Genomic DNA, 19,215 nt, shown 5'->3' with positions numbered 1-19,215 from the left:
CACTCCTTGATTTTTTTGTATGCAAGAAATAAGATAGTAGAGATTCTACCTATATGTTTACTGTTTTTTTGTCTAAATTTATGAAAAAAACAGTAATATTTTCAAGTTTTAACAATTTAAGTAAAAAGGAGCCTCTTTCATGCAAACTCAAGAAGCGATTAAAACGTTTCTCTTGAAGAAAAAAAGCAATACAAAATTAGATATTTTTCTTTTCCTATCTGAACATCGTTTCTTTATTACTACACAATATTTAGCAGATCATTTCCATATGTCTGAATCAAATTTTTTACTATACATCAAAGAATTAGAACAAGACTTTGAGCGTCTCAATCTAACAAAACTGCATATTGATAAGCAAAAACCTTTTTTAAAGTTGAATTTTGAAGGAATTGATCCGGCTTACTGCTATTATCGTCTATTTGGAAGATACTGCAACGAATCAGTCAGTTATCAGATCTTGACTTCTTTGTTCAGCTGTCAGACAAATTCGATTATCAGTTTAAGTCAGCAAACAAACTATAGTGCCTCTTATTTGTATACGAAAATGAAAAAGATTAATGCATTTTTAGCATTGTACGGTTTGTCTATCTCCTTTTCTAATAACGGCAGAAAGTCTTTTTCTGGAAAAGAGGTACAAATTCAATATGCAGCATTAGATATTTATTGGAACATCTTTTCAAGTACTGCTACAGAATTTTATGATGAAGATCCGCAAGTAGTGGCTTTTATGATGAATACTTTTTTTAAAAAAGAAGTACTTGACCGACTAAATAGCGGTATGATAGATAAATTATATTTTCTATTAAAAATATGTAAAGAGAATTTTCCTGCAACTTCTGTGAAAGACGTACAAAAAGAATTCACAGAGTATGAATATATTGACTTTTTTATTGATCCCTCTGTAGATATTTTGCGACCTAATCTGCCAATTTGTCGCGAACAACGCATCTTAGTGAATATTTTAGCTCGACTTTCTATCACGAAAATCGAATCGGAAGAAACAAGCTTGGAGCAATACAAACTTTTAAAAAAAGCAAACGTTCCTCATGTTCTTTATTCAAGAGAAATGGTGGAGTCCTTTTGTACTGTATTTGATTTGTTTATACCTGAAAAAGAAAAGATTCTTTACTCATTGGCATTCGCACGAAATAAACTTTATAATGGATTTCTTAACTTCAATCAACCAAATACGCCCCTTCCTACTTTCATGCTTTATCAAGAACATAGCGTGTTGAAAGAAGTCCAAACCGCCATTGAACAATTTTATATGGATTTCAGAGAACAAAATCAACACTTGTTACCAGTTATTTTAGAAAAGGAAAATGTGCAATGGATGGTTGAAGACCTAGTACATTTGTATGATCGCTACAAAAAACAGCCGCGAATTGTGATTGGTGTGAACTATACGCGTGATTTTTATATCAGTAAAGATTTGATCGTTAAGATAGAACAAATTTTTTCAAATGAATCGATCAAAATACAAAATGATTTTATGGAGAACTGCAACATCGTTATCAGCGACTGCCCTTTGAAACAATTGCCTTCTCATATCAAAAAAATCTATATTTTAAAAGGAATCATCACACCAGAAGACTGGAAAAAAGTGATTATGAGGATCTCAGAATATATCTTTGAATTAAAAGAAGAAGCACTCATGGATCAATCGAAAAAAGAAAATCAAGTTACTTCCTAGACCAAATAAGATACATAAATCCGAATGCTTATTAACAACCTCCGGATTTATGTATCAAGAATTTGAACATCCTTCTTATTTACATAATAAAATTACAGTTTTTTTCACTAATTATCTTTACTTTTGTTTCCTTTTTCGATTGCTTCCCATAATCCATTTAGATAAACAGCACCTAATGCTCGATCATATAAGCCGTATCCTGGTCTTCCTGTCTCATTCCAGATCATTCTTCCATGATCAGGACGGATGTATCCGTTAAATCCGTTGTCATACATTGTTTTTAGTATGCGGTACATGTCTAATGAACCGTATTCGGATTTATGCGGTGCCTCATAGAAATCTCGATTAGCTAAAAATTTAATATTTCGAACATGTGCAAATGGGATTCGATCTCTTTGACAAAATTCTGCTAAAATCCCATATACATCATTTTCTGGATCTTCTGCAATACTCCCTGTACAAAGAGTGATTCCGTTATAAGGGCTGTCTACTATGCGGCACAACCAATCTAAATCTTCTCGATTCTTTACGATTCGAGGTAATCCAAAAATCGAGTATGGCGGATCATCTGGATGTACAGCCATTTTGACCCCTACCTCTTCACATGTTGGGATGATTGATTGGAGAAAATAGGCAAAATTTTCTCGAAGTTTTTCTTCGTCTACTGATGCATAGGCTTCAAGCAAGGATTTGATATGAGCTAAGCGCTCAGGTTCCCATCCCGGCAATTCAAATTCATTGCTGGAATGTTCGATGCGCGCGACGATTTCTCTTGGATCATCTGGAATATCATCAGATATAAAAGCTAACGTGGATGAGCCGTCTTCTAAGCGGTAGTCAAGGTCAGATTTCACCCAGTCAAATACAGGCATAAAATTATAGCAGATGACTTCTATTCCATATTCTGCCAAGTTTCGGATTGTCTGCTTATAGTTTTCGATATACTGCTCACGGGAAGGTAATCCAATTTTAATGGCATCATGCACATTGACGCTTTCAATTACTTTTAGTGTTAACCCACGAGACTCAATTTCTTCTTTTAGTTCTTTGATCCTCTCCCTAGGCCATACCTCTCCTACTGGTATATCCATCAATGTGCCTACAATCCCTTTGACCGCAGGAATCTGTCTGATTTCATCTAAGGTAATCTTTTCTTCCTGTGATCCGTACCATCTAAAAGTCATTTCCATGATAAATTTCCTCCATGTTCTTGTAAGTAATCCTGTAATGTTTTTCGTACGGCATTCGGTCCTGCTACCATCTTGATGAACATTTCTTCTATTTTTCTGCCAAGCTCTGCTTGGTAAAGATCTACACCAAAAATTTCTTTATTTGACAAAATAGGAACCATTTTCTCATGAATATGTGATGTATCTTGCGTACCCAGTTGAATATCGGAAAGCTTATGCTGAAGGTCTGTCAATAGTGGGTCTGGACTCGGGATGAATGGTTTTCCTTGATCATCAATGCCAATAAGGTATCGAAGCCAAGCAGCGAGAGTCAATGGTATGAATACAAGTGTCTGCGGGTCTTTAACTTCTATTTCCATATATTTTTTAATCGTCTCACCATAACGAATCGCCACCTTTTGAGAGGTATCCGTGGCGATTCGCTGAGGCATATCAGGAATATTTGGATTAGAAAAGCGCACAGTAATTACTTCTTCCAGAAAGATCTTTGGATCAATGATACCTGGAGACTCCACAACTGGGAGGCCTTCATTGTACCCGATTTCAGAAACTAGCAGCGATAAATCTGGATCTTTCATCTCCTCAGCTATGCTCCTATACCCCAGTAAACAACCCATAATAGCTAAAGACGTATGCAAAGGATTAAGGCAAGTCGTCACCTTCATCGTATCTGCTTTATCTACCGTTGCACGATCAGTCAAGAATACCCCAGCTTTTTCGAATTTCGGACGTCCATTGGGAAAATGATCTTCCATGATTAAATAATGGATGTCCTCTGTATTGACAAATGGAGCAATATTATTTCCTTTTGCGGTTTGGAAAATCGACATATTTGAAAAGCCCTCTTTTGCCAACATTTTGCTAACTGACAAGGAAGGATTCGGGGTGATACGATCAATCATCGTCCATGGAAACGCAACAATTTCTTCATTCGATAAGTATTGGATAAATGTATTTTGTACATAACCTTCCTTTTGCCATTCTTTTGCGATCGTTAGCAAAGAAGTACGTAATTGACTACCGTTTTGTGAAAAATTATCTGTAGAGACAAGTGCAATCGGCCAAGCTCCAGATAAAAAACGTTTATAAAGTAGCGCAGCAAGAATACTCATTGTATGTGATGGCTTCTTTGGACCATTTTTTATATCGACTGCAATCGGTCCTATATATTTATTATTTGTATCTTTCAATCGATAACCTTTTTCAGTAATAGCAAAAGTAACTAATTGTAAACTAGGATTTTCAAAGTGTCGAATCATCTTATCAAAGTGTTCAGAACAATCTGGATGACAATACAGACTGTCAGCTGTCGCAGCTAATATACGTTTGACGAACTCTCCACTGCTTGGCATGACCACTTCAAGAATCAAATCATCAAAATCTTGGTAAGCCCTTTCAATTATTTCTTCATCGAATGTTTCACAAACAATGACACCAGTGGACAATTCGCCTAGATCCGCTAAACGTTGAGCGATTTCTGCATGAAATCCTCGATAAAGATTTCCGCCACCGAAATGGATCCAGACAGGATTTTTTTGTCCATTTTCTCTTAATGATGCACGGTCAAAATGAGGTATTTCTACTTCTTTTTGAGATAATTCAGGAATAAAGTTCCTCCAGTTGTTTAAATCAATCATTTTTCCCCTCCTAAACTAACATATTAGTTTTTGTATTCAAGTGAATTTTATGCAATAAAAATCGCTATGTCAACCAAAATTTTACTATTTATACAAATTCCCTAGTTAATGTGACATATCAGATTATTTTTCAGACCTCTTCTGTTATACTACGTTCATAGAAATGATTTTGGAGGTATAAAAATGAAAAGCAGCTTGCAATCTCAAGCTTATCAAGCGATTCGTAAACAAATTATCTATGCTGACTTAGAACCTGGAAGGAAAATATCTGAAAAGGCACTGGAGGAACATCTTGCTATCGGCCGGACTCCCATTCGCGAAGCATTGATTCAACTACGTCAGCAAGAACTCGTGTATACGATACCTCAAAGTGGTACGTATGTTTCAAAAATTAATCTTGTTTCTGCAGAAAATGCTCGCTTTGTCCGAGAACAGTTGGAAGAGCAAATCATGATTGAATGTTGTTCCAAATTGGACACACAAACACGAATAGTGCTAGAAACGATTTTAGAAGAACAAGAAAAAGCAGTCAAAATAAATGACGAACGCGCTTTTTTCCGTGCAGATAATTTATTTCATGAAGCTTGTTTCGAAATTGCAGGAAGAAAAGAAGTTTGGAACTGGTTAGATGACCATAATACCCATTTAGAACGTTTCCGCTGGTTACGAGTGACCATTCAGGGGCTTCCATGGGAAACGATCATGGAACAACATTATGATTTACTCAAGGCTTTAGTTGATAAAAAACCAGAAGAAGCTCGATTTCAAACGGGATTGCACTTACACATGATGCTGAAAGAACAGGAAACTGTTACTCAACGTTATCCCGAGTATTTCCAGCAGTAGCATTTTCTTGCGACCTCTTCTATTTTTATAATTAACCTTCGTTTTTGAGTAATCTTTATTAAATAACAAAATATCCATTGACTTTGCAACTCCAACTAAATTACAATAATTATAAATAAATAATTATTATTGGAGGTTTTACTATGTCATTGATTGGGAAAAAAATCGAAGAATTTAATGCACATGCTTATCATCAAGGAGAATTTTTAGAAGTCAGTGAAAAAGATCTTATGGGGAACTGGAGTATTCTTTGCTTCTATCCAGCTGATTTTACTTTTGTTTGTCCTACTGAATTAGAAGACTTACAAGAACAATACAGTACATTGAAATCTTTAGGTGTTGAAGTCTTTTCTTGCTCTACCGATACCCACTTTACTCACAAAGCATGGCATGATACATCAGATGCTATCGGTAAAATCGAATACGTGATGATCGGTGATCCGTCTCATCAGATTTCTCGTATTTTTGATGTTTTGGATGAAGAGCAAGGATTAGCTCAGCGAGGAACATTTATTATTGATCCAGACGGAATCGTTCAAGCTATGGAAATCAATGCAGATGGAATCGGTCGTGACGCTAGTGCACTGATTGATAAGATTCGCGCTGCTCAATATGTACGTACCCACCCAGGTGAAGTTTGTCCGGCAAAATGGAAAGAAAGTGGCGAAACATTGAAACCAAGTTTTGATCTTGTTGGAAAGATTTAGGTGGTGGATATGTTAGACAAAGAAACTAAACAAAATCTCGAACAATATTTAGCACTGATTGAATCTCCTATTGTTTTTTCTGTTAGTTTGGATACTAGTGAAAATAGTCAAAAACTAGCTGAATTTACGAAGGAAATAGCAGAAATGTCTCCTAAAATCTCTTGGAAAAAAAGAGATTCGATGCGAACACCTAGTTTTTCTATCAATCCAGTTGGCAAAGAAAGTGGAATCGTTTTTGCTGGTATCCCCCTCGGTCATGAATTTTCCTCTTTTTTACTGGCTATGTTACAAATTAGTGGACGGGCACCGAAAATCAGTGAATCTTTGAGTCTTAAAATCAAAAAAATAACACAAACATTGCATTTTGACAGTTATGTTAGCTTGACTTGTCATAATTGCCCCGACGTTGTACAGGCATTGAATATATTAGCTGTATTAAATCCAAATATTACTCATACGATGATTGAAGGTGGGATGTTCCAAAAAGAAATCGATGATAAAAAAATCATGGCAGTGCCAACTGTGTTTTTAAATGGAGAAGAATTTAGTAGCGGACGCATGACGATCGAACAAATTGTTGAAAAAATCACTGGCCCTTTGATTGAAGAAGAGTTGTTTGAAAAAGAACCTTATGATGTATTAGTGATTGGCGGTGGACCAGCAGCTAGTAGTGCAGCTATCTATGCAGCACGTAAAGGAATCCGTACAGGACTTGTCGCTGATTCTTTCGGCGGACAAGTCGTTGAAACACTCGGGATTGAAAATATGATTGGCACCCCTTACACAGAAGGTCCAAAATTGATGCAGCAAGTAGAAAGTCATGTGCGTAGTTACCCTATCGACATTATGATGAATCAACAGGCCGTTTCCTTAAATAAAGAGCAACATTTTATTAATATTGGCTTAGCTAACGGTATATCACTTAAAGCAAAAACCGCAATCATCGCGACAGGTGCGCACTGGCGTTCTATCAATGTACCAGGCGAAAAAGAGTTTAAAAATAAAGGAATTGCTTATTGCCCACACTGTGACGGCCCTTTATTTAAAGGAAAAGAGATTGCTGTAATCGGTGGTGGTAATTCTGGTGTTGAAGCAGCGATTGATCTAGCTGGGTTAGCAAAACATGTTTATGTTCTAGAATTCTTACCCGAATTAAAAGCAGATCAAGTTTTACAGGATAAACTAGTTTCTCTTGCGAATGTCACTGTTATCAAAAATGCAGCGACGAAAGAAATCAGCGGGTCGAATCAGGTCGAATCTCTCTCCTATATCGATCAACATACGAAAGAGTTGCATACTCTAGCTGTTTCAGGTGTATTCATTTTAGTCGGTTTACTTCCTAACACGGATTGGCTAGATGGAACAATCGAAATGAACCCAAGAAATGAAATAGTGACTGAGAAAAATGGCGCGACGAATATCCCCGGTGTTTTCGCAGCTGGTGATTGTACAGATAGTCCATACAAACAAATCATTGTTTCAATGGGTTCAGGAGCTACTGCAGCTTTAGGAGCCTTCGATTATTTGATGCGCACTTGAGCGATGAAGATTATACAAAAGACAGATAGAGGTTGTAAGCCTGCCGTTTCGCTCCGAGTCACAAGGAACAATTTAATAAACAGTTTCTCATGTTTGTTGAATATTGTGACTTGTGACCGAGGAGTTGACAGGACAACACCGTTCACTCGGAAAAAAGGATTGTGACAAGAATTTTGTCACAATCCTTTTTGTTTTTTTGAATAATCGCTTTTTCTTCTCTTTTTCTTATATACTATAAGTAGTAAATAATTTGAAAAAAAGAAAGGTGACTGATTATGGCGCAAAATCGTATTTTTACGACAAGTTTTGCAAGCGTTTATCCTATGTATGTAGCAAAAGCGGAGAGAAAAGATCGTATAAAAGAGGAAGTAGATGAAATCATTTGTTGGCTGACGGGTTATTCCCAAACAGAACTAGAATATCAACTACAAAAACAAGTGACTTTCGAACAATTTTTTGCGGAAGCCCCTGTCCCCAATCCTTCACGTTCCTTGATTACAGGTGTTGTTTGTGGTGTACGAGTAGAAGACATCGAGGATAACTTGATGAAAGAAATTCGTTATTTAGATAAAATGATCGATGAGCTAGCAAAAGGCAAAAAAATGGAAAAGATCCTCAGAAGTTGATTTTTCCAGAGATATTCTTCTCCTTCGCTCATTTTGTAACATTTAATTTGGTAAAATGACTAGTTCACGTTAAAATAAGTCAAAGGAGGTTTTCTTATATGTTTGAGACGATTAAACAAAATATTCAAAAATACGCCTTATTAAGAGCTGCTGTTTATATTATTTCTGGGATTGCGATTGTGCTAAACCCTTCTGCTGTTTTTCATTTTATCGGTTATCTGATCACCGCCTATCTTGTTTTGCTTGGGTTGTTGAATCTTTTTGAGGCTTACCGTTTTAAAAGGAAAACAGGTTCTTGGAGTATCGGTCTGTTCAGTGGTCTTTTTTTCCTGATCTTAGCTCTGATCGTCTATGCTTTTGCACCTGCAATCGTTTCTATCCTGCCGATTCTTCTTGGATTAGCTGTTATCATCAACAGCTTGTTCCAGTTGTTCTTCAGCATGAATACAAAAGCTAAAAGTTGGAGTGTTTATAGTATTCTGTTGTTGATTGGCGGATTCGTCTTATTGTTCAATCCATTCAAAAGTTTGATGCTTCTATTCCAAATATTCGGCTTTATTTTGATTTTCATGGGCATCCAGGAGATTATCAATTTCATCAGAATAAGAAAAATGACTATACGTTAATCATTTTTAGTTATTAAAATAGACCGTATAAAAACCAACAATCCAAAAAAATCTTTTGGATTGTTGGTTTTTTTGTGAGTATATTTTCCTATTTTTTCAATAATGTATGTTATGCTAAGTTCGGGCTATATTTTATACAAAGGAATGATGAGAATGGAATTTATTGGTATTTTATGCCTGATATTGATTTCAACAACGATTGGCTCACATATCTCGCGGAGATTAGGTATCCCAGCAGTGATTGGACAATTACTTGTTGGTGTTTTGCTAGGCCAAGCTGGATTGAATTGGGTCAAACCTGATATTCTAGTCCATGACTTTTCGGAGATTGGTGTGATCTTATTAATGTTTTTAGCTGGTCTGGAAAGTGATTTATCTCTTTTGAAAAAATATTTCCGACCTGGTATGTTCGTTGCTTTGCTTGGGATCATCTTCCCGGTTGTTTTTGGCTGGTTGACAGGCGAAGCATTCCAAGTTTCGGGAAATGAAGCGATTTTCTTTGGGATTATTCTTGCGGCAACTTCTGTCAGTATTTCAGTAGAAGTATTAAAAGAACTAAACGTAGTGAATACAAAAGAAGGATCAACAATTTTGGGTGCTTCTGTGGTAGATGACATTTTGGTCGTTTTAGTTCTAAGTTTCAGCCTATCTTTTCTAACGGGGGAAGCTTCTAGCAATGCTTCTTTACCGCTTGTTTTGATTGAACAGCTAATTTATTTTGTTTTTATTTTCTTATTAGTCAAATGGATTGCGCCTTTCCTACTTTCATTTGCAGAAAAAGTGTACGCAAATTCTTCTATTATCATCGTATCGCTAGTTATTTGTTTAGGAATGTCTTACGTAGCGGATCTTGTTGGGCTTAGCTCTGTCATTGGTGCTTTTTTTGCTGGGATAGCTGTCAGTCAGACAAAGGTTAAAGAAGAAGTATACCACAATGTAGAGGCTTTAGGATATGCAGTATTTATACCAGTATTTTTTGTCAGTGTAGGATTAGAAGTTGATTTTTCTGACTTTAGTGAACAACTACTCTTTATTTCTATATTGACGCTTGTAGCGATTTTGACCAAATTGCTTGGAGGTTATTTTGGTGCTCAGATTGCCGGTTTTTCTCAACATAGTTCATTGATGGTCGGTGCTGGTATGATTTCGCGTGGAGAAATGGCTTTGATCATTTTACAAATTGGACAGCAAAGTCAATTGATCGAACCACAGTACTATTCACCTTTAGTTATCGTGATTTTATTAAGTACACTTATTTCTCCACTTGTTCTCAAATATTTTACAAAAAAAGTTTATGAAGTGTGAGTAAATCAAAAAGAAGTTGTGAAAGAGACATCGTGAAAACCGTTTATTTGAAAAAAGGACTGTGACGATAACGCCACAGTCCTTTTACTGTACTTAAAAAGCAATTTTTTATTGATAATTTTGGTTGAGGTATTGCAATAGTTCCGGTGCTCGTTTGGTTGCTGAATCATCATCTTCTTTATTTTCCAACATGCTGACCATCATATAACCTTGGTTATCAGGATTGAAAGCAAACAAGAAACTGTTCTCTTTCCCCTTTTCATCCTGTTTTTCTTTGATTTCCGCTGTACCAGTTTTCGCTGCCAACGGAATCCCTAAAGCAGAAAGAGAATGTGCTGTACCATTTACATCTTGCACAACTTCTCTCAGATCTGGCACGATCGTTTGTACTGCTGTTTCGCCGATGACATTCTTCTTATCTTTTGTCTCTTTATCTGCAATCAATTTAGGATAGACAAGTGTGCCATTGTTGGCAAAAACAGAATACATTGCTGCTTGCTGGATAGGATTAATTAGAAGTTCGCCCTGTCCATATCCAGTATCAGCTAGCAAGATATCTGAGTTAAAGCTATCTTCATTAGAAATTTGTGCTGGATTCATACTAATTGGCAAATCAAGGTCTTCACCAAAAATGAATTTATCTAAGCCTGTACGAAATTTTTTCTCACCCATTTTCAACGTTTCTTGTGCCATATATATATTATCGGAATAGATCAAAGCAGTTTTTAAGTCTACTTGTGATACATCACTGACACGCGTTACTTGATAAGATCCCCAAGAACTGTCTTTTTGCCATTTAAGCCCGTTGATCGTCAACACTTCATTTGGATCGATAGTGCCGTTGTCGAGACCGATTGCTGCTGTAATCATTTTAAACGTAGATCCAGGAGCATAACCTGTCGCAAATCGGCTGATGAATGGCTGTTCAGGATTTTCTTCATAAGCTTTGTAATCTTCTTGTGAGATCCCGTTTGTCATTTTGTTTGGATCATAGCTTGGAGAGCTAGCAAGCGCAAGAAGATCACCGGTTTTTGGCGTTGTCGCAACAGTTGATCCAGCTTTTCCTCCTAGACTGTCAAAAGCTGTTTTTTGTGCCTTCGCATCGATTGTCAATTTGACATCTTTGCCATTTTGAACTTCATGTTCGATCAGAACTTTTTTCTCTACACCGTCTGCATCTGTAATGCTTAATTTCCCACCTGTTGTCCCACGAAGATCCTTATCAAAAGCCATCTCCAAACCTGAGCGACCGATTTTTCCATTACTGCTTAATTCTGGATTCTTATCAATATCTTCTGCTGTGATATCTCCCACGTAACCAATCAGCTGAGCAGCTGCTTCACCCAAAGGATAATATCTGCCGTCTACTTCTTGAATGGTAGCTCCAGCTGGAAGTTCTGGCGTTGCTCCATCAATGATTTTCAATGGGACAAAGTAATCGGGTTGTACCCAGCTTTGTGAAATCGCCTGATTGATAGCATCTTCTGTTAAGTCGAAGGAGGAAGCAATCGCTTTGATATTGGCTGTTTTTTCGCCTCCATCTCCAAGTTTACTTGGAACGACTCCTAATTGTTTTAGTTTGCCTGTTGTTGCTAATGGTTCACCATTTCGATCTATAATATTCCCTCTTGCTGCTTCTTGTGTGGTCAGGCTTACTTTGTCATTTCCTTCCATTTCTGGAAAAACCAAGTTGGGTTGCCAGTTGATCGTGGTTTGACCATCATTTCTGTCTAATGTTCCTTTATAAGAAAGATCTTTCAATTCACCTAATGAGGTATTCATCTTTGCTTTATATGAAAAACTGTAAGTAGAATCGTCTTTTTTATCTACTTTTAGATTCGATATCTGAAGTCCTTTGACATCAGCAGCACCGTATATATTCTGGTATTTATCTAAGATCTCTTTTTCAGATAATGCACTTTTATTTGCCGCCTTTTTTGATGTCATTTCTGCAGCTTTGTTATAATCTCCCTTGTTCAAAGCTTGGACAAATTGCTCAACTGTCTTTTCTCCAGCTTCTACTGCTTGGGTTTCTTGATAGTGCTGGTAGTAAAAATAACCGCCACCCGCAGCTGCTATTAAGATCACTGCGCCGGCAATATAAGCGCCTGTTCGATTTTTGCCGTGCTTGTCACTTCTTTTCATTTTTTCCTCCTTCTCTTGCTTGTCATTCCTTTATTTTCACTATTTATACCTGTTTATTCTAACATAATAAAAGAAGTCAGAACATAACATAGATTGTTATTTCTAACTTCTTTTATTTTCTTTACTTAATTATTCAGAAATTTTTTGATTGCTTCTTGGTTTTTGGTCAAATCTAATTCCAGAACACTTCCGGAAGGCGTATTGTCGTTGAAGTCCCAACTGCCGTCTACTGGTACGGATAATGTATCGATCTTTTTATTATTGTCTTTGAGGAAATCCATACCACAATCCAGAAGCACACTTTCTGGAAGGTTCGTTTGGATACTACCAAGTAATTTCCCAACCGCTTTGGGTAGCTTGAATATTGAAGTTACGTCTTTCAGCTGCTGAGAGATAGCTTTGATCACTTGCTGCTGCCTTCTGATCCTCCCGAAGTCTCCTTCTTTGTCTTCCCGAAATCGAGCATACTGGAGTAAAGTATTACCATCCATCACTTGCTCTCCTTTGTTTATATATACGCCATCTAAATCTAGAGATTTTTCTGCATCGATCTTGACTCCACCAGGAAACAGTTCATTAACGCAATCGATAAAATCTTGAAATGTGATACTTGCATAATAGGGAGCTTCAAATTTGAAATTTTCCTTTAATGTTTGATTTAATAAATCAACTCCCCCATAAGAGTAAGCTGCATTTATCTTATTCATTCCGTAACCTGGAATATCGACATATGAATCTCTCATGATAGAGATCAGTTTTGCTTGTTGTGTTTTCTGGTTGTATTGTGCAACCAGAAGTGAATCCGAGCGACCGTTTTCGTCTTTCGAACGAGCATCTGAACCAATCAAAGCCACATTTAGTGTGGTAGGGACACTTTTCGGCTCTACCTTTTTCACAGTTGAACTCTGTTTTGCAGACGAAAATCCATGGATAAACTCAATCGAAAAATAGCCAACTACTAATGTAAGCAGTAACAAAATAGATAATATGATTTTTTGAGATACTTTCATTGCGAATTCCTCTTTCTAAAAGAACCTCTCGCTTGAAAAATAAAAGATTGTACTTTATGATAATTCAAACTGAGAGTTTCTCAGTTTCTCTTTATTGTTTTTCAGGTCGATAGAGCGGCAACTCTTCGGCCTGTATCTTTGAAGAAATATTCAACGTGATTCCGATTCCTAAAGAAAGGATCAGATAACTTGTTCCTCCGTAGCTAACAAATGGCAATGGCACACCAGTCATTGGCATCAGCCCCGCGATACTTCCCACGTTCATTATCGTCTGAACGAATAGCAAAGTTCCGAATCCTAAAAGAAACAATCCAGCTTGCTGATTTTTACAGCGACTGCTTAAACAAAAGATTCTCATGCATAATGAGAACAATAAGAAAAGCACACACAATGCACCGATTAGCCCAAGCTCTTCTGTAATAATCGAAAAAATAAAATCTGTTTCTGTCTCTGGAAGATACCCTTTTTTTGTGATACTATTTCCTAATCCCCGCCCAAATATGCCACCATTATATAGTGCATAAAACGAATGGGTCATTTGATAGCCCGCGCCATGACTATCGATAAAAGGATCTCTTAAAGTCGCGATCCTTTCATAAGCATGATTAAACATCTGTGGAAGCCAACCTTTATTTCCTAAATATAATACCCCGCCTGCTGCTCCAATCAGCAATGCAGAAAAAGTAACGATTAGATAGATCCCTTTTTTAAATGGAACCGCCGCTGCCCAAAATATGACCCACGCAATCGAAAGGATCATCAATGCTCCAGCAATCTTTGGCTGGAATAAAATCAGAAAAGTTATACCTACTGTAATCAGGAATGGTTTTTTTAGATCTTTTGGGCTACTATTTCCGTCACGAAAAAACCAGCTTAAATAAAAAATCAAAAAAAGATTTGCCAGTTCAGAAGGCTGGAATTGAATGCCAAACAGAGAGATCCAACGTTGTGCGCCGTTGACAGTGACACCGAATATCCCTATTCTTACTAATACTAAAAAGAAAATCGATAAGGCTAAACCGTATCCTGCTATTTTAGGGTGAAGTAAATAGTGTAGTTTGACTGAACGAGCTAAGAAGATCACGCTCCAACTCAAAAATATGAAAATTAGTTGACGCAATAATAGACTTTTTGTATTTTCATCGGCTTGCAATAAACGATAAGAACTGGCACTGTATACTTCTAAAAGACCGATCATGGACAAAGTCAAATAAGGACCCAAAATCCACCAATCGATCTTTTTTCTTTTTTTCACCGCATCTCCTCCTCACACAGCAATCCACTTGTCAGGTAAGGAGCGAGTTTGTCTCATCAAATAAGTCAGTCACAAAAATATAAAGAAAAGGTCAGAAACCTTTTCGAACAAGAATTCTGACCTAGCATCATCTCATCGTCCGAGTTTTAGCACTATACAACGTAAAGAAAACATTCTTAGCTATTGGAAAAAGCCTTAATCCGACAGTTTCTGTTTTACCCATTGGCGACTTTCGACGTTTCTGGGCAACAGCCTATGTTTGTATAGGAGCCTCACCTAACAAGGTTATTACTATATTCTATTTACGAGTTCATGATAGACTTTTCCTAATGATTAGGCAATGGAATTTGAAATGAAATAGTGAAATTTAACAATCTTTAATATTTTTTAGAAAAAAATAACAAATAAGTTGAAAGAATCCCGTTGCAAATTCTTTCAGTTGCACCAGGATTCTTTGATAATTTTTTAGTTTTATGTGTTTTTTTATGTGTTTTTTCACTTTTCGGAATAAATATTTATTTGTTAAAGTAATTAAACAATCCGCTAATCGTTTGATCTGGCATTTCTATTTCCTTACCATCTAAAGTAACAGTAGTAACGACAAAATGGTCTTGCAATGGCGGAACTTCTAAGTACTGCCCTTGCAGAAAATCATTCACTGTTTCATATTCTTTTTTCATTTCTTTTGAATCTGTCGATGGTTTATAGCTTATTTTTAACATAACTAGTGCTCCTTTTCATTCGGGACGTGCAATCGTGAAAATTTCTCCTATTGCTGCATAATCATTTCCTGCCAAACGGCTTACAGCATTCAATTTTCTTGGATCGATCCTTCCTGTCTTATCATCATAGACTGTTTCATTTAAATGATATTTCTGTACTTCTAGCAAAAATAAATCAGCTGTTACTTTATTTTTATTCCGTATCTCGACATGTTCATATAAGGATGTTTCAAAACGAACTTTTGCTTCTGTCAATGCTGGTACTGAAATAATTACTGAATCAGTTAAAGTCAAGTCAGTCAGGTACAGTTCGCTTTCCTCATTAGGCAGATTGGCTGCTGTTTTATTTACTTCTTCTACGTTGTCCTCATCAAGGATATGGATAACAGCTTCTCTTGTCTCAAGAATATTCTTTGCTGTGTCTTTTACTGCATCTTGTTTTCTCTGGATCGCCAAGGATAAGATGGGTGGATTCGAACTGACGATATTGAAGTAACTGAAGGGTGCGATATTCACTATATCTTTTGCTGATTTAGTCGTTACTACTGCTACTGGTCTAGGGATGACTGAACCAATCAGCAACTTGTAATTTTCACGTTCTGTCAATTCTGAAGGACTCCGTTCAAACAAGGTTTCGCCTTCTTTCTATAAAATTCGTTAAAAAGCAGATCTTGAAGACAAAATGAAAAGTAATGCTTTTTTCATCTTCTTAGAATCTGCTTTAAACTATCTATCAATTTTTCTTTTTTGTCAAGAATCTGTGCCGTGCGTGTTTTTTAGTTATTTGCTTTACTTGCGGCTTCGACATATCTTTTAGTGATCAATTGCGGACGGGTGATAATAGATCCAACTACGACTGAAAAAGCACCTAATTCATATGCTTTCTCTACTTGTTCAGGAGAGTCAGTATGTCCTTCCATAATTACTGGGATATCGACTTGTTCTATGATTTGATTCAATAAATCAAAATCAGGTGTCTGCGTCTTTCGTGAATATTCTGTATAGCCTGCTAAAGTCGTAGACAAAAGATCAAAACCATCTTCTTGCGCTTGAAGCGCTTCCTCAAAAGTCGAAATATCTGCCATAGCTAACCGACCGTGTTCGTGAATCATTTGGACAAGTTCAGCAGTTGTTTTTTCTGTCGGACGTTTACGAGAAGTTGCATCCAGTGCAATGATTTCTGCTTGCGTCTCCAAAAGTTCTTCCACTTCTTTTTCTGTCGCAGTAATAAACACTTCTGACCCATCGTAATCTCTTTTGATAATCCCTATTACCGGTAAATCAACGATTCGCTTGATTTCATTGATATCTTCTGTCGTATTTGCTCGAATACCAACTGCTCCGCCTTCTTTTGCAGCCAAAGCCATTCTCCCCATAATAAAAGAACTGTGTAGCGGCTCGTTTTCCAAAGCTTGACAAGAAACGACGACTCCGCCTTTGATTTGTTCCAGTGTATCCACAATATCTCCTCCAGTAATGTTATATAAAAATACAGCTTCATATAAAAATGTAACCCTTTTCTATTCAGGAGTCAATAATGAGCTATTTCTTTCAGCAGACCTTTCTTACTAAAAGAAAATTACTTCAAATTCTTCGTATACGACCAGCTTCTCTTCTGTAAATTCTATGTTCAACGCTTCTTTATAAGCATGTTTAAAAAACTCAGCATGGACTTTCCGCCAATAAGCTAATGTCCGATCCCCTTCTCCTTCTTTCCAAGCATGCTCTTTCGTGACTTCACTAAAAGGCAAGATGGTCACATTTATATTTTTGATGATACAAACTGGTTCATTTTTTCCATTCAGGACCACGTCTAATTGACCAACTTTTGGTAAAGGCTCATTCTCTTGTTTATACAGATCGTAACCACTTGATGTACCAGTCTTTATCTTTTTTACAACTAGTTCGCTCAACTCGTCTGCCATTTTTTCTGTATCCCCAAATGAAAAGAAACCTAATTTTTCTGATTGATAACTAGGATATTTTTCTTGGAACTTTTTGACATATTCTTCTACTTGCTGATACATAACATCCACCCCTTTGCTTTTTATAATGAAAAAACCATCCAGATACTAGTATAAACAATTATCTGGATGGTGAGCATAATGAATTATTGAATATTCAAGACACGCAGACTATCTTCAACGATTTGTTTTGGTGTTAAATGATAACGTTCATAAAGCTGCCCTACAGGAACGCTATCCGTGAATTCTTTCTCTGCACCAAAATTTAATACGTTCATTGAAGAATCACCATAATAACGACTGATATTTTCGCCAAATCCTCCTGACAAACTACCATCTTCTAATGTGATGACTAATTCATGTGTTTCTTTTAATTTATCTAATGTTTCTACGTCATTTTCTGTGATCGTTCCTGGATTGATCAACGTTGCTTCGATTCCTTTTTTTCTAAAAGCTTTTACTGTTTCTTTTCCTAATTCAAGAAAACCGCCTAAAGCTAAAATTGCTACTTTTCCTCCATTATTTACTGTTTGATAGGCTGGAATACTATAATCATTTGCGATAGCTGTACCATGTTCTACACCATGTGTAGGAATTCGGATTGCTACAGGCTGCGCTGTTTGTTCGAACGCCCAATCTAGCATAGAGATCATATCCTCTTTTGTTGCTGGAGCAAGATATTTGATGTTCGGGATACTTGATAAGTAAGGAATGTCAAATGTTCCTTGGTGTGTTCGGTCACTAGCTGAGATCGTTCCGCCACCGACTAAAATAATCACTGGATTCTCGTTGATCGCTAAATCATGTGATAATTGATCATATGCCCGTTGCAAGAAAGTACTTGATTGGAAGACGACTGGACGTACTCCCTGAGAAGCCAAAGCAGAAGCGAAAGTGATAGAGTGCTGTTCAGCGATCCCCACGTCAAAATAATGATCTGGATGTTTTTCTTGGAATGTTTTCAGTCCAAAGGCGCCTGGTATCGCTGCATTGACTGCGGCAATAGGAGCTGTACTTGTTTGCATTTTCTTATCCAAATAATCCATGATGATCATATTAAATGTTTCTCCAGAAGTTACCTGCTTTGCCTCCCCGGTGGACAGATCAAATGGTACATGCCAATGATATTTCATTTTATTATCGATTGCCGGCTGATAACCGCGACCTTTTTCCGTATGGACGTGAAGTACAATCGGATGATCAATATCTTTTACTTCTTCAAATAAACGGATCACCGTTTCCAGATCGTTTCCATTATCCACGTAACGATAATCAAATCCCATTGCTTTAAATAGGTTATTGCTGCTTTTACCGTTGGTTTGACGAAGCTCAGCTAAGTTTTTATATAAACTGCCATGATTCTCATCAATAGACATCTCATTATCGTTTACTAATACGATTAGATTGGATTGTAAAACACCACCATTGTTCAATCCTTCAAAAGCTAAGCCACCACTTAGGGAGCCGTCACCGATAAATGCTACCACATTTCCTGATTCTTTCTTCAGATCTCTCGCTTTAGCTAAACCTGTTGCTAAGCTGATAGATGTAGATGTGTGCCCCACTGTAAAATAGTCATGTTTACTTTCATGTTGGTTGGAATATCCGCTCACTTCACGGTAATGTCCTTTTTCAAAACCATTTTTTCGACCAGTTAAAAGCTTATGACCATAAGACTGATGGGAAACGTCCCAAACGATTTTATCCTTTGGTGAATCAAATACATAATGAAACGCAATCGTTAATTCTACTACACCTAGATTCGGACCAACGTGCCCACCTACATCGCTGTCCTTTTGCAAGATTTTTTGGCGCATCTCTTCTGCCAACTGCTTCATTTCCTCAACAGATAATTTTTTGACATCTGCGGGGCTATTGATTGCATCCAATACATGTAATACTGTACTCATAATACATTCTCTCCTCCGTACTATCTTCTTTTAATGAAAA

At 36.9% G+C, this 19,215-nt stretch carries 17 protein-coding genes and 1 riboswitch; of the genes, 7 read left to right on the top strand and 10 right to left on the bottom strand.

Translation table 11 applies throughout. The features are described 5' to 3' along the window. Positions 1-139: 139 nt before the first annotated feature. On the top strand, positions 140-1,693 hold the full coding sequence (locus IGL31_RS06330; RefSeq protein WP_058140335.1) for a helix-turn-helix domain-containing protein: 1,554 nt from the start codon (positions 140-142) through the stop codon (positions 1,691-1,693). A gap of 107 nt (positions 1,694-1,800) precedes the next feature. On the opposite strand, the gene uxuA is transcribed toward IGL31_RS06330, so the two are convergent. Both uxuA and IGL31_RS06320 read right to left on the bottom strand, forming a co-directional pair. Next, positions 1,801-2,883, bottom strand: a complete 1,083-nt coding sequence (gene uxuA / locus IGL31_RS06325; RefSeq protein ID WP_002296275.1) for a mannonate dehydratase — start codon at positions 2,881-2,883, stop codon at positions 1,801-1,803. After that, on the bottom strand, positions 2,874-4,520 hold the full coding sequence (locus IGL31_RS06320; RefSeq protein WP_086300073.1) for a mannitol dehydrogenase family protein: 1,647 nt from the start codon (positions 4,518-4,520) through the stop codon (positions 2,874-2,876). The genes uxuA and IGL31_RS06320 overlap by 10 nt, the downstream gene beginning before the upstream one ends. 183 nt (positions 4,521-4,703) lie before the next feature. Here IGL31_RS06320 and IGL31_RS06315 point away from each other — a divergent pair, with 183 nt between their 5' ends. From IGL31_RS06315 to IGL31_RS06290, 6 genes are all read left to right on the top strand, one after another. Further along, complete coding sequence (locus IGL31_RS06315) at positions 4,704-5,366, top strand: GntR family transcriptional regulator (RefSeq protein WP_002288176.1); 663 nt, start codon at positions 4,704-4,706, stop codon at positions 5,364-5,366. A gap of 143 nt (positions 5,367-5,509) precedes the next feature. Then, on the top strand, positions 5,510-6,073 hold the full coding sequence (ahpC, locus tag IGL31_RS06310; RefSeq protein WP_002288178.1) for an alkyl hydroperoxide reductase subunit C: 564 nt from the start codon (positions 5,510-5,512) through the stop codon (positions 6,071-6,073). Between the two features lie 9 nt (positions 6,074-6,082). Beyond that, entirely contained in the window at positions 6,083-7,612 is a 1,530-nt protein-coding gene (gene ahpF / locus IGL31_RS06305) for an alkyl hydroperoxide reductase subunit F (protein WP_086300072.1), read from the top strand. Between the two features lie 275 nt (positions 7,613-7,887). After that, the gene (locus IGL31_RS06300) at positions 7,888-8,238 is read left to right on the top strand and encodes a DUF2200 domain-containing protein (protein WP_002288180.1); all 351 of its coding nucleotides are present in this window, start codon (positions 7,888-7,890) and stop codon (positions 8,236-8,238) included. A gap of 98 nt (positions 8,239-8,336) precedes the next feature. After that, complete coding sequence (locus IGL31_RS06295; RefSeq protein WP_002324862.1) at positions 8,337-8,864, top strand: DUF308 domain-containing protein; 528 nt, start codon at positions 8,337-8,339, stop codon at positions 8,862-8,864. 153 nt (positions 8,865-9,017) lie between these two features. After that, entirely contained in the window at positions 9,018-10,169 is a 1,152-nt protein-coding gene (locus IGL31_RS06290) for a cation:proton antiporter (protein ID WP_002298469.1), read from the top strand. 108 nt (positions 10,170-10,277) lie between these two features. Here the strand turns inward: IGL31_RS06290 and IGL31_RS06285 are convergent, their stop codons facing one another. The 8 genes from IGL31_RS06285 to IGL31_RS06250 form a co-directional block, all read right to left on the bottom strand. Continuing rightward, positions 10,278-12,314 carry a penicillin-binding transpeptidase domain-containing protein gene (locus IGL31_RS06285; protein WP_086300071.1) on the bottom strand — a complete coding sequence of 679 codons (2,037 nt, stop codon included), beginning with the start codon at positions 12,312-12,314 and terminating at the stop codon, positions 10,278-10,280. Between the two features lie 125 nt (positions 12,315-12,439). Continuing rightward, the gene (locus IGL31_RS06280) at positions 12,440-13,324 is read right to left on the bottom strand and encodes an LCP family protein (RefSeq protein ID WP_002325723.1); all 885 of its coding nucleotides are present in this window, start codon (positions 13,322-13,324) and stop codon (positions 12,440-12,442) included. Positions 13,325-13,415: 91 nt separating this feature from the next. Then, a complete protein-coding gene (locus tag IGL31_RS06275) occupies positions 13,416-14,579 on the bottom strand; it encodes an FtsW/RodA/SpoVE family cell cycle protein (RefSeq protein ID WP_002331743.1) in 1,164 nt (387 codons plus the stop codon). 124 nt (positions 14,580-14,703) lie between these two features. Continuing rightward, positions 14,704-14,870: riboswitch (M-box (ykoK) riboswitch) on the bottom strand. A gap of 224 nt (positions 14,871-15,094) precedes the next feature. After that, positions 15,095-15,301: a hypothetical protein gene (locus IGL31_RS06270; protein ID WP_002287763.1), complete on the bottom strand. Its 207-nt coding sequence runs from the start codon at positions 15,299-15,301 to the stop codon at positions 15,095-15,097. Between the two features lie 15 nt (positions 15,302-15,316). Continuing rightward, positions 15,317-15,931 (bottom strand): flavin reductase family protein, encoded by a 615-nt coding sequence (locus IGL31_RS06265; RefSeq protein WP_002297470.1) that lies wholly within the window; start codon positions 15,929-15,931, stop codon positions 15,317-15,319. 146 nt (positions 15,932-16,077) lie between these two features. Further along, the gene (locus IGL31_RS06260; protein WP_002287767.1) at positions 16,078-16,761 is read right to left on the bottom strand and encodes an N-acetylmannosamine-6-phosphate 2-epimerase; all 684 of its coding nucleotides are present in this window, start codon (positions 16,759-16,761) and stop codon (positions 16,078-16,080) included. A gap of 108 nt (positions 16,762-16,869) precedes the next feature. Continuing rightward, on the bottom strand, positions 16,870-17,328 hold the full coding sequence (locus tag IGL31_RS06255; protein WP_002295936.1) for an ASCH domain-containing protein: 459 nt from the start codon (positions 17,326-17,328) through the stop codon (positions 16,870-16,872). An 83-nt stretch (positions 17,329-17,411) separates the two neighbouring features. Then, on the bottom strand, positions 17,412-19,175 hold the full coding sequence (locus IGL31_RS06250) for a 1-deoxy-D-xylulose-5-phosphate synthase (RefSeq protein WP_002287770.1): 1,764 nt from the start codon (positions 19,173-19,175) through the stop codon (positions 17,412-17,414). Between the last annotated feature and the right edge of the window lie 40 nt (positions 19,176-19,215).

Source organism: Enterococcus sp. MSG3290 (genome assembly GCF_050555565.1).
GTDB classification, from domain to species: Bacteria; Bacillota; Bacilli; order Lactobacillales; family Enterococcaceae; genus Enterococcus_B; species Enterococcus_B faecium.
The sequence above is the reverse complement of the archived record's forward strand: the minus strand, read 5'-3'. Positions and strand labels throughout refer to the sequence as shown.

Coding starts and splice junctions, on each gene's coding strand:
- IGL31_RS06330 (WP_058140335.1), top strand. CDS start 140: ATGCAAACTCAAGAAGCGATTAAAACGTTTCTCTTGAAGAAAAAAAGC.
- uxuA (WP_002296275.1), bottom strand. CDS start 2,883: ATGGAAATGACTTTTAGATGGTACGGATCACAGGAAGAAAAGATTACC.
- IGL31_RS06320 (WP_086300073.1), bottom strand. CDS start 4,520: ATGATTGATTTAAACAACTGGAGGAACTTTATTCCTGAATTATCTCAA.
- IGL31_RS06315 (WP_002288176.1), top strand. CDS start 4,704: ATGAAAAGCAGCTTGCAATCTCAAGCTTATCAAGCGATTCGTAAACAA.
- ahpC (WP_002288178.1), top strand. CDS start 5,510: ATGTCATTGATTGGGAAAAAAATCGAAGAATTTAATGCACATGCTTAT.
- ahpF (WP_086300072.1), top strand. CDS start 6,083: ATGTTAGACAAAGAAACTAAACAAAATCTCGAACAATATTTAGCACTG.
- IGL31_RS06300 (WP_002288180.1), top strand. CDS start 7,888: ATGGCGCAAAATCGTATTTTTACGACAAGTTTTGCAAGCGTTTATCCT.
- IGL31_RS06295 (WP_002324862.1), top strand. CDS start 8,337: ATGTTTGAGACGATTAAACAAAATATTCAAAAATACGCCTTATTAAGA.
- IGL31_RS06290 (WP_002298469.1), top strand. CDS start 9,018: ATGGAATTTATTGGTATTTTATGCCTGATATTGATTTCAACAACGATT.
- IGL31_RS06285 (WP_086300071.1), bottom strand. CDS start 12,314: ATGAAAAGAAGTGACAAGCACGGCAAAAATCGAACAGGCGCTTATATT.
- IGL31_RS06280 (WP_002325723.1), bottom strand. CDS start 13,324: ATGAAAGTATCTCAAAAAATCATATTATCTATTTTGTTACTGCTTACA.
- IGL31_RS06270 (WP_002287763.1), bottom strand. CDS start 15,301: ATGTTAAAAATAAGCTATAAACCATCGACAGATTCAAAAGAAATGAAA.
- IGL31_RS06255 (WP_002295936.1), bottom strand. CDS start 17,328: ATGTATCAGCAAGTAGAAGAATATGTCAAAAAGTTCCAAGAAAAATAT.
- IGL31_RS06250 (WP_002287770.1), bottom strand. CDS start 19,175: ATGAGTACAGTATTACATGTATTGGATGCAATCAATAGCCCCGCAGAT.